8 protein-coding genes are annotated in these 10,319 nt (G+C 57.8%); 1 reads left to right on the top strand and 7 read right to left on the bottom strand.

Going from position 1 to position 10,319, the window contains the following annotated elements; genetic code table 11:
• Positions 1-9: 9 nt before the first annotated feature.
• The 7 genes from tssH to tssB all read right to left on the bottom strand — a co-directional run bounded on the left by tssH (position 10) and on the right by tssB (position 8,745).
• On the bottom strand, positions 10-2,640 hold the full coding sequence (gene tssH / locus VGK48_02490) for a type VI secretion system ATPase TssH (GenBank protein HEY2380028.1): 2,631 nt from the start codon (positions 2,638-2,640) through the stop codon (positions 10-12).
• A gap of 247 nt (positions 2,641-2,887) precedes the next feature.
• Positions 2,888-3,904, bottom strand: a complete 1,017-nt coding sequence (tssG, locus tag VGK48_02485) for a type VI secretion system baseplate subunit TssG (GenBank protein ID HEY2380027.1) — start codon at positions 3,902-3,904, stop codon at positions 2,888-2,890.
• The gene (tssF, locus tag VGK48_02480; protein ID HEY2380026.1) at positions 3,868-5,679 is read right to left on the bottom strand and encodes a type VI secretion system baseplate subunit TssF; all 1,812 of its coding nucleotides are present in this window, start codon (positions 5,677-5,679) and stop codon (positions 3,868-3,870) included. Before tssF ends, tssG begins: the two co-directional genes overlap by 37 nt.
• A gap of 6 nt (positions 5,680-5,685) precedes the next feature.
• Positions 5,686-6,147 (bottom strand): type VI secretion system baseplate subunit TssE, encoded by a 462-nt coding sequence (gene tssE, locus VGK48_02475; GenBank protein HEY2380025.1) that lies wholly within the window; start codon positions 6,145-6,147, stop codon positions 5,686-5,688.
• Positions 6,148-6,152: 5 nt separating this feature from the next.
• A complete protein-coding gene (locus tag VGK48_02470) occupies positions 6,153-6,683 on the bottom strand; it encodes a type VI secretion system tube protein Hcp (protein ID HEY2380024.1) in 531 nt (176 codons plus the stop codon).
• A gap of 86 nt (positions 6,684-6,769) precedes the next feature.
• Positions 6,770-8,242: a type VI secretion system contractile sheath large subunit gene (gene tssC, locus VGK48_02465; GenBank protein HEY2380023.1), complete on the bottom strand. Its 1,473-nt coding sequence runs from the start codon at positions 8,240-8,242 to the stop codon at positions 6,770-6,772.
• Complete coding sequence (tssB, locus tag VGK48_02460; protein ID HEY2380022.1) at positions 8,242-8,745, bottom strand: type VI secretion system contractile sheath small subunit; 504 nt, start codon at positions 8,743-8,745, stop codon at positions 8,242-8,244. The genes tssC and tssB overlap by 1 nt, the downstream gene beginning before the upstream one ends.
• Positions 8,746-9,144: 399 nt before the next feature.
• On the opposite strand from tssB, the gene VGK48_02455 reads away from it, so the two are divergent.
• Positions 9,145-9,867: a prolyl oligopeptidase family serine peptidase gene (locus VGK48_02455; GenBank protein HEY2380021.1), complete on the top strand. Its 723-nt coding sequence runs from the start codon at positions 9,145-9,147 to the stop codon at positions 9,865-9,867.
• The last annotated feature ends 452 nt before the right edge of the window (positions 9,868-10,319 follow it).

Below are 10,319 nucleotides of genomic sequence, written 5' to 3'. Positions count from 1 at the left end.
CGGATTGGTTTAACGAAACTCGTAATCGAAAGAACCCGAATTCGAATCGATCGCCACGTGGACGCCGTGGAATTCAGTCCCGGCTGCCATTCTCTCCAGTATTTCCGCCGAAATTTCCGGCAGCAGCGTGTGGGTCAGAATGTGGTCGATATTCCGGGCGCCGCTATCGACTTCGGTGCAACGGTCCACGATGGCGCTGATCAAAGAATCGTCGTAGGTCAATTCCGCACGATGATTTTCCCGGAAGCGTTGCTCTATTTTAGCGAGTTTCAGCTTCACAATCCTGCGAATCTCGTCGTCGCCGAGAGGATAGTAAGGCACGACCACGAGCCGGCCGAGGAATGCGGGCCTGAAATAGCGAAGCAATTCCGGCCGGATCAGCTCGACGAGTTCATTCTCATCGGGAAGCTTGTTGCGGTCCTGGCAGGCGTTGACGATCCGGTCCGATCCGACGTTGGAGGTGAGGAGGATCACCGTATTCTTGAAATTGACGGCGAGCCCTTCCGCGTCTTCAAGGACGCCCTTGTCGAAGACCTGGTAGAAAAGGTCCATGACATCGGGATGGGCCTTTTCGACTTCGTCGAGCAGCACGACGGTATACGGATCGCGGCGAACCGCCTCCGTCAGGACTCCGCCGCTTCCGAAACCCACGTATCCGGGCGGAGAACCTTTCAGGCCGGAAACGGAGTGCGCCTCCTGATACTCCGACATATTCACGACAACCATGTTCGCTTCGCCGCCGAACAGCAATTCGGCCAGAGCAATCGCGGTCTCGGTTTTTCCGACCCCGCTCGGGCCGGCGAGAAGGAAAACGCCGACGGGTTTCCCCGGATCGACCAGTTCCGCGCGCGACGTGCGGATACGCCGGGCGATCGCGTCGAGAGCAGGAAGCTGGCCGACCACGCGCTCCGCCATTCGCTCTTTCAGAGCGAGGACGCCGCGGATTTCGTCGGTCATCATCTTTCCGGCTGGAATTCCCGTCCAGCCGGAAACAACGGACGCGACCACGCGGGCACTGACGTACAGAGGAACCATCGGCTGATCCTTCTGGATCCCGGCCAGTTCGTCCTTCAGTTTGCCGAGTTCAGCGCGCATCGCGGCAAGCTCTTCCGCGCCGGCGTTCCGGGTGACCGCGGCGTCGGTCCGCATCTGGAGCTCCCGGACTTTGCGGAAGACTGCCACCTCCTGCTGCCAGAGGTCGTTGACCTTCTTGTATTCGGCGCGCGCGGTCTGGAGCGATGCCTGAAGGTCCTGCGAACGATCGGGATGTTCGCGCCCAAGCGATTCTTCACGCTTCAGGATCGCGATTTCCTCCTCAATTCTGGAGATCTCGCGGGCGGCGGCTTCGACTTCGGGAGGCATGCTGGTCTGGCTGATCGCCACGCGGGCGCAGGCGGTATCGAGAACGCTCACCGCTTTGTCGGGCAGCTTCCGGCCGGAGATGTACCGGTTGGAAAGCGTCACCGCGTCATGCACGGCTTCATCAAGAATGCGGACGCCGTGATGCTTCTCCAGCGACGGCGCGACACTGCGAAGCATTGCCATGGCGGCGGGTTCGTCCGGCTCCTCAACCTGAATGACCTGAAAGCGCCGGGCGAGCGCCGGATCTTTTTCGAAATACTTTTTGTATTCGGACCAGGTGGTCGCCGCAATCGTTCGCAACTCGCCGCGCGCCAGCGCAGGCTTCAGAAGATTGGCGGCGTCGCCCTGGCCGGCGGCTGCGCCGGCGCCGATCAAGGTGTGGGCTTCATCGATAAAGAGGATGATGGGCTTCGGCGAGGCTTTGACCTCCGAAATAACGGACTTCAGCCGGTTCTCGAATTCGCCGCGGACGCCCGCTCCGGCCTGCAGAAGGCCCAGATCGAGCATCCGGACGGCAATCGGCTGCAGCGGGGGCGGAACATCGCCTTTCGCCACCCGCAGCGCAAAACCTTCGACAACCGCCGTTTTTCCGACGCCGGCATCGCCCGTCAGGATCGGATTGTTCTGCCGCCGCCTCATCAATATGTCGATGATCTGGCGGATCTCGAAGTCCCGCCCTTGCACCGGGTCGATCTTTCCGGCGCGCGCCTCGGCCGTGAGATCCTGCGTGTATTGGTCGAGCGACGGCGTTTTCGAATCGCCCGCAGGAGCGGGCTGGCCGGGCTGGGGGAGCGGGCCCGAAATCGCATCTTCAGAGGAGCCGCGAATCAGTTCCGGCATGTCCTCGCGCATTTTCTCGCGCGGCAGCTTGAGAAGCGTCGGAGCGGATTCGAGAATGATGCCCCGCAAGGCGTCGTTATCCAAAAGCGCCTGCACGATTCCGCCCGAGCGGACAACCGTCGCTCCCAGATGGAGCGATGACACGACCCACGCTTCCTGAAGCAGATGCGGGACCTGCGGCGAAAGCACCGGCGTCCGGCTGTTGCCGCGCTTGAATTTGTCCATGGCGCGCGTCAGCTCTCTGGTCACATCCGAGACGGCGATATCGTAATAGCGAAGCACCCGCAGGATGTCGGTGTCCGAGGCTTCCAGAAGTTTCAAAAGGAAGTGTTCCACTTCCACGTTGAAATTCGTCTGGCTGACGCATAGCTGCGCGGCGGATTCCAGCGCCTTGCGGCACGGCGGACTGAGTTTAGAGATGAGCGTCTTTAGATCCATGTGTCCCGGTCCCGACCTTGCGGGGCTGTTGACAAGCGAAATCGAGCGACATTCCCCGCCTTTCCAAGGCGGGGTGGCTGCGCCATTAATAAAATGCTCCGATTCCTTAGCGGCGCAGACGGGGCGGTTAGTAACTTCAATCAACAAATAAGGAGCGCTTCGCAGTTCGTTACTAACCACCCCGCCCTCGGCTTCTAATGATTTAATGCCTCGGGCACCCCTCCTTGAAAACGGAGGGGAATGTTACTCAACTTCCGCCAAGCACTACCTGGGCGTCGTCCTCCGCGAATTCTCTTGTCTTTATCCACGAAGTCCAGCCCAACCGGGGTCCCAACGTAGCGCTCAATTTAGCGGGCGGCACATCGAGGGCTTTGATGATGAGGTTGATTTCGAAGTCCATCTCGCCACCGGCATAAAAACGGGTCATCTCGAGAAGCGGCCGGAATCTCGATCCGACAGGCAGAAATTCTTCGAAAACCTTCAGCTTGAGGGGGCCGATCACCAGCCTGAATTTCGTCTGCTGGTTCCAGACTCGTGTTCCGAGGACGGCATTCTCGCCCAGAACCTGGTTCTGCCCGTACGCCCCGATGACCGTAATCTGGTCGTGTTCGAGCGCGAACCATCGCCCGCGGAACTGGCGGCTTTTTACAGTCACACCAAAATAGTGCGAAAGGACGCGCTCGAGTCCCATCATCGAGTGAGGCTTCTGCGCCAGCAGTCCCGTGTAATACAGGAACGCCCGGTCGTGCACTTTCAGGCGGTCCCGGAGACTCCGCATCCCGAGGCCGGCGATCGACCACAGATGCCTGGCGAACGGAATTTCATCGGGCGGCTTGATTTCCATCCCGAGCCGGTTGGTTTTCCGGACCCGGTACATCAGGGATACCAGGCGGTGATTGAAGATATCCAGAAAATCGCGGAACCCCGTGTCTCCGCGCGCCTCGCGCTCCATGAGCAGTTCCACGAAAGGATTCGGAAGCGGACCGAAGGCGCCGGCAATACCCATGAAATTCACGATCACTTCAGGCGGCTCGCCGTTCTTGCCGGCGCGGATACCGTCGATATCCGACGCCGGAAAAGACATGGTTACTCTGGATTTGAATCGGGCGGTCTCGGCGGCGGGATTGACGTTCTCTCCAACCGGAGTGCTTCCGGGCCGCAGCTTTTCCAGCAGGCGCACCGCCTGATAGAAATCGAAGAGGTGTCCCTCATCGAGCAGGAAATTTTCTAGAGGACGATTTGTTCCCCAATTATGGCTGGCCATTTCTTCCAGATCCCATCACGCTGCTTGCTGCGGATGATCAATTCGGTGAATGAATTCACCGACGAGTAAAGCGCAAAAAAACGATTCAGCACGGCGCCGAACAGAAAAGCGCTGCTTCCCACATAGAGTTCCTCGTCGAACAGAAGCTGAACTTCGATACCGCGGCAGAAACCTCTCCAGGCGTCGGTACCGATGCGCCGGACGACGCTCCTCGACTGCATGGCTCGGATCCCTGTGATCTGCTGCACCACCGAAGCATCGTTGAGGTAGCTGTAAAGCCGCAGGATCTCGCGCAACGCCTTCAGGCCTTCGGCATCGTTCGATAGGGATAGATAGTTAAGCGATAGATGCGAGATCAGCCGCCAGAGCGTCGCCCCGCTCAACGGCGGATCGAGCTGTGCCGTGGGTTTCGTCAGGCAGACGATCTGCGTGGCGGGCGCCGCTTCTTCAATTTGCAGCAGGGCTCCGCTCGGCACCTGCTCGGCGAGCCGCCGGTTGGTGCAGAGGGTATGCGCAAACAATGTCTGCGCGGGCGGGATGGCCGGGCGGAAATCCAGGTCGACCAGCCTCATGGACATCTCCGTCCCGCTCATGTCCTTGCGCACTGCCGGCTGCCGCGTGGTGTACCAGAATGCGGTTTGAGCCTCCATTTCCGAGTGATGATCGAAGGAGAAGAAGGGCTGAACGGCCCTGGTCTTCTCTTCCGGATTCGATGAGAGCGACACGGTTTGAATGGAATGAATCTCTGTCGTCCTCTCGCGTCTCAGGTCGGGCATCAGCGGATATTCGGTGTGCCGCTGGTCGACACGGATAGGCTCCGTGGTTTTCCGGAAAAGGTTGATGACGGGCGTACATCCCAGGCGGAACGTCTCGTTATCGACCGCCAGCCGTTCGCGAGGCGTCGCGTCGAACATGAACAGGATGTCGAACGACTTGTCGGAAGCGTGGCGATCGAGATGATCGAGATCGAAAAACAGGAACTTTTCGGGGAAGGTGAAATATTCCTGAAGCAGTCCATACGCGGGATGCGCGTGCGCCGGATAAGGCAGGACCTCTTCGTCCGGCTCGAACCCTACGGGCTTGATCGTATCCCCGGGCAGAAAAATCGGCTGCCTGGTGCCCTCGGGGAGAAGCGCCACATGCAGGACATTTCCGAAAATCAGCTCATACAGACGGAATGCCGCATTCAGATCGCCGCTCAGGTGAAAGCGCAGCCGCTTCAGGGAAAGCTCTTTGAGCGAGCCTTGTTCGGCCTCGATTCTAAGGCGCAGAACCGTCGCCACCCGCGGCATGTGATCCAGAAAGTCGAATTGGTCGGTCGACTCGAAGCCGGCATAGGAAACGCTCACCGGCCACAGCACGACCGGATAACAGGTGCGGAAGCGGCAAGGTAGTGTTTCCAGGGTCTCCGCGAACAGCGGCGTGTGTTTCTTGATCTCATACCCGCTGGTGATCTTGCCTTGCGCCGGATCGACGACGAACTGCGCGACCGACATCGAAGGAATCGGATTCAGGAACTGCGGATAGAGGACTCCAAGCAGCGCCGAAGTGACCTCGGGAAATTCGCTCTCGATGTCGCGCTGAACGCGGGCGGTCAGGAAGGCAAAAGATTCCAGCAGCCGCTCGACTTGAGGGTCGGCCGAAGAGCCTCCGGCCAGTTCGAGGCGCTGGGCGATTTTGGGATAGCGTTTGGCGAACTCGCCGCCTGCCTTACGAAGGTAGCTCAGTTCGCGGGTGTAGTATTCGAGGAGCGTCTCCCAGCCGTCGCCTCTCATAAGCGGCTATCTCCGGGCAGTGTCGCGTTTCATGACCACTGAGAAAGCCACGGGCTCCCGGATGGTCTCAAGCTGAAGCTTGGCTTCGATCCTGACGACAAGCGATCGTTCCGTCCGCACCGGGGGGTCCACGGAAACCCGGACGTCAACGAGACGCGGTTCATAACTGACGATCGCGTCGCGAACCCAGGTTTCGAGTTTGGCGCGATGATCGCCGCTGTTCGGAGAAAGATAAGAAAAATCGGGGATGCCGTAGTTGATGACGGTACGTTCTTCGGCGGCAGGGGCAAGCGGAATGGGACAGCGCGTGTTCAGCAGCCGTCCCAATTCCATTCGAATCGATTGTTTCAAGCCCTGCTTGTCCAGGGTCCGGAACGGGCGCACTTCCTTCTGCGATTGCGGCTCTGTATCCACGAGCCGGTCAAACAGCAGAACGCGGGCGCCCGAACCGACCTTGGGTTCAATCACGGATGTTACTCGCCACCACCGGCAGCGGCGTCGGCGGGAGCATTGGTCGCAAGATCCCAACCTTTCGGCACATTCGCTTCTTCGGCAATCTCCGTCTTCTGAGCATGATATTCCCAGTTGATCGCCGAGTAGTTGAATGTGACGGTCTCGATCGGAATGTCGCCGGAACCGCCCACGGTCACGGAACTGACCAGGGTGTTGGCGAGAATGTAAGTCATATAAAGCAGGTTCCGCTGATCGTCGCCGCTCGCGGCAGCGTCCTGGCGGAGCAGGAAAAGCTTTATCGTACCGATGTTCTCAGCCGCGGCGCAGCTGAACGCGAACAAGGGGCTCGTCAAATCGAGTTTCTTCGTGATGACAAGCTCCCCGAAATTCGGGCGGCCCGTGGTGCGGCCTGTATTACTCGGGCTCGACTGGATCGGGTTCGACACTGCCCAGCTATAGGAGAGAATTTCAATCTTGTCCTCATAACCTTTGACATTGCTTTCACCCTTGTAAGTCTCCATCTCAGAAACGTCCAAAAGCATGTATTCCATGTGATTCTCCTTGTACTCTGTCCCAATGTGAGGATGGGAGCGCTTCCTCGTCTAAGGAAGCGCTCCCAAACCAGCGGTCGAACCAATTACGCGGCGGCCGGAGGCGGTAATTCTGCAACCAGGCGGATGGAAGCGGTAAGCTCTTCCAGCTGGAAGTGAGGCCGCAAGAACACAGTCGCGCGATACGCTCCAGGTTTACCGGGTACATCGTAGACGTCTACCCGCGCTTCACGCAAAGGAAAACGCGCTTTCATGGCCTGGATGGCGTTGTCATCGGAAAGAACGTACTGGGCGATCCACCGATTCAAGAACGAGGAGACATTGTCCTTCGTATTGAAGCTGCCGATCTTGTCCCGCATGATCGCCTTCAGATAATGCGCGAAGCGGGAGGCCGCCAGAACGTAAGGCAGCTGCGAGGAAACCAGCGCGTTGGCGTTGGCCTGCGGCGTGTCGTAGAGCTTCGGCTTGTTGGTCGTCTGGCCGCCGAAGAACGCGGCATAGTCCGTTCCCTTGCAGTGGCACAGCGTGATGAAACCGAGGTCGTTGAGTTCCTTTTCACGACGGTCCGTGATCGCGATTTCGGTCGGGCACTTCAACGCGATATCGCCTTCATCGGTCATGAAGGTATGGGTCGGAAGTCCCTGAACCAGTCCGCCGCCTTCGACGCCGCGGATGGCCGCGCACCAGCTGTACTGCGAAAACGCGTTCGTGATGCGCTCGGAGATGATCCAGGCTGCGTTGCCCCAGAGATACTTCGAATGATCTCTTCCGCTGACCTCTTCGACGAAGGCGAATTCTTCGACCGGCTTCGTCTTCGGGCCATAGGGCAGGCGCAGAAGCGCGTGCGGCAGAATCAGCGAAACATAACGCGAGTCTTCCGACTCGCGGAACGCGCGCCACTTGATCAGTTCGGAGCTTTCGAACAGCTTTGCCAGGTCGCGCGGCTTGCCGAGTTCAGTAAAGCTGTCCATGTCAAACAGTTTCGCCGATGCCGCGGCAATGAACGGAGCGTGTGCGGCGGCCGCGACACTGGAGATTTTCTCGAGCAGCGCGATGTCCTGCGGATGGCGGCCGAATTCGTAGTCGCCGACGATCATTCCATACGGATTGCCGCCGAACGTACCGTACTCTTCTTCGTAAATCTTTTTAAAGAGCTCGCTCTGATCGAACTCCGTCGCCTTCTCGAGATCGTTCAGAAGCTCTTTCTTCGAGATGTTCATCAACCGGAGCTTCAGCCGGTTGCCGGTTTCGGACTTCGAAACCAGGAAGTTCAGGCCGCGCCACGAGGCTTCCAGCTGCTGGAACTCGGGGGCGTGCATGATTTCATTGAGCTGCTTGCTGATCAGTTCATCAATCTGGGCGATTCTGGAATTGATGCTGGCGAACGTGTCGTGACTGACAACCATTCCCTCGCCGATGACCTGATTCACAAACTCGCCGATCAGATCCTTGGCATAGGCCTTCTGGGATTCATCCCGCGCCATCTTGCCGTCGATCAGGATCTTGTCGAGAGTCGTCGTTTGGGCCGCGGAGGCGGAGCCCGGAGCTTCGCTGGACATTATTCTTTACCTCCTGCCGTCTGAGCTTGCAGTTCCTTCAACCCGTCGCTGTTGGCGACGACTTCCTGAAGCAATTCGTCCAGCTTGTCGTTGCCGTCGAGCTTGCTCAATAGATCGTTCAGACGCTGGCGGGCCTCCAGCAACTTGCGCAGCGGTTCGACCTGTTTAACGACGCTGGTGGGGTTGAAATCGTCAATGTGGCTGAACTTCAGCTCAACGTTGAGTTTGCTGCCGTCGTTGGCAAGCCTGTTATCGACCCGGAATACGGCGCGCGGACCTATGGAAGCGAGAACATCGTTGAAGTTGTCGCGGTCGATCTCTACGAATTTGCGGTCTTTGACCTTCGTCGGAGCCTGGGCAGGCTGCCCGGAGAGGTCTGCGAGAACGCCGACAATGAACGGAAGTTCTTTTTTCTGGGTGGCGTCGCCAACCTCTACGTCATAGGTGATCTGTACCCGCGGAGGGCGTACACGGTCGAGTTTGTGTTGTGTGCTTTCAGCCATACATCTGACCTCGTCGAAATTTTTGTGAAGCCTGGTTCAAAAAAAAACCCCGAGTCCTGAAAAACCTAACCCGGTTCGGCTGCGTACCTAAAAAGTTGCACCTGGCAAAAACAAGCTCAGTAGGGACTCGAAGCGTTTTACCCAACTACTAGAATCTTGTCAAGGGCAAAACCATACCTATGGTGTAGGTATGTAAAGGGTTATCTCGACGGCTTGGCTCGGACCCCACAATAGACGGTGTACTTTTTTGACGGGCACCTACCTTTTGTGGGCGTCGTTTCTCCCGTTCATCCACTTTTTTCTTTTTTGAAACGCCCCGGACCGGGGCAAACCGGGAAAGTTCAGGATTTCATTTGACGTGGACGCCGTACAGGAAAAGAATCGCGGGTTGGACTTCAAATGGCATTTTTATTCCTGTTGACCGCGTTGCTTCTACCGCAGAACTCCATAGACGGATTTGTTCCCGGGGCTTACAAAAAGCACGGCGGGATGCCGTATCGCCTGTTCATACCGCAGGGCTACAGCCCGGAGAAGAAATATCCGATCGTGATCTGGCTCCATGGCGCCGGCAGCGCGGGCACCGACAACATCGGACAGATTTCGCTCGACAACAAAGTGGGAACCCATTTCTGGGCGCGTCCTGAAAACCAGCAGAAACATCCCGCTTTTGTCCTCGCTCCGCAATCCAAAGCCGGCTGGGACAACAACGAAAGCAAAGGTCTGAGCGGCGAGTTGAAACAGGTGCTCGACATATTAGATATCGTGCGAAAAACCTACAGCATTGACGAGGCCCGCATGTACATCGCCGGCCAGTCCAACGGAGGAATCGGCACCTGGGGACTCATTACGAAGAAACCCGGCCTGTTCGCCGCCGCCGTCCCGCTATGCGGCGCCGGAAATCCGAAACTCGCCGCGCGCGCCATCGGAACCGCGGTCTGGGCGTTCCAAGGAGCCAAAGATGACACGATCCCCCCGGAATATTCCCGCAGCATGATCGCGGCCATGAAACTGGCCGGCGGAACCCCCCGCTACACCGAATACAAAGACCTCGGCCACGAAATCTGGGACCGCGTGTTTCAGGAACCGGAGTTGGAAGACTGGCTTTTCGCCCAGCACAAGTAAACGCAACGAGCACTCTTACTTACCTCGCCTGGTAAGCCAGAGAGTTTTAACTTCTCTGCCTTACCTCGTGCGGTAAGCCACAGAGTTTTTTCTTCTCTGCCTTACCTCCCACGGTAAGCCAAAGACTTTTTTCTTTTCTGCCTTACCTCCCACGGTAAGCCAAAGACTTTTTTCTTCTCTGCCTTACCTCCCGCAGTAAGCCAGAGACTTTTTTCTTCTCTGCCTTACCTCCCGCGGTAAGCCAGAGACTTTTTTTCTTCTCTGCCTTACCTCCCGCGGTAAGCCAGAGACTTTTTTCTTCTCTGCTTTACCTCCCGCGGTAAGCCAGAGACTTTTTTCTTCTCTGCCTTACCTCCCGCGGTAAGCCAAAGACTTTTTTCTTCTCTGCTTTACCTCCCGCGGTAAGCCAGAGACTTTTTTCTTCTCTGCCTTACCTCCCGCGGTAAGCCAGA

The sequence above is a fragment of the Terriglobia bacterium genome (genome assembly GCA_036496425.1).
Classification (GTDB): Bacteria; Acidobacteriota; Terriglobia; order 20CM-2-55-15; family 20CM-2-55-15; genus 20CM-2-55-15.
This window is presented reverse-complemented; position numbering and strand designations above follow the sequence as displayed.

Excerpts from the sequence above, each read along its gene's own strand:
- tssG (HEY2380027.1), bottom strand. The coding sequence starts at position 3,904 with ATGGCCAGCCATAATTGGGGAACAAATCGTCCTCTAGAAAATTTCCTG.
- tssF (HEY2380026.1), bottom strand. The coding sequence starts at position 5,679 with ATGAGAGGCGACGGCTGGGAGACGCTCCTCGAATACTACACCCGCGAA.
- tssC (HEY2380023.1), bottom strand. The coding sequence starts at position 8,242 with ATGTCCAGCGAAGCTCCGGGCTCCGCCTCCGCGGCCCAAACGACGACT.
- VGK48_02470 (HEY2380024.1), bottom strand. The coding sequence starts at position 6,683 with ATGGAATACATGCTTTTGGACGTTTCTGAGATGGAGACTTACAAGGGT.
- VGK48_02455 (HEY2380021.1), top strand. The coding sequence starts at position 9,145 with ATGGCATTTTTATTCCTGTTGACCGCGTTGCTTCTACCGCAGAACTCC.
- tssH (HEY2380028.1), bottom strand. The coding sequence starts at position 2,640 with ATGGATCTAAAGACGCTCATCTCTAAACTCAGTCCGCCGTGCCGCAAG.
- tssB (HEY2380022.1), bottom strand. The coding sequence starts at position 8,745 with ATGGCTGAAAGCACACAACACAAACTCGACCGTGTACGCCCTCCGCGG.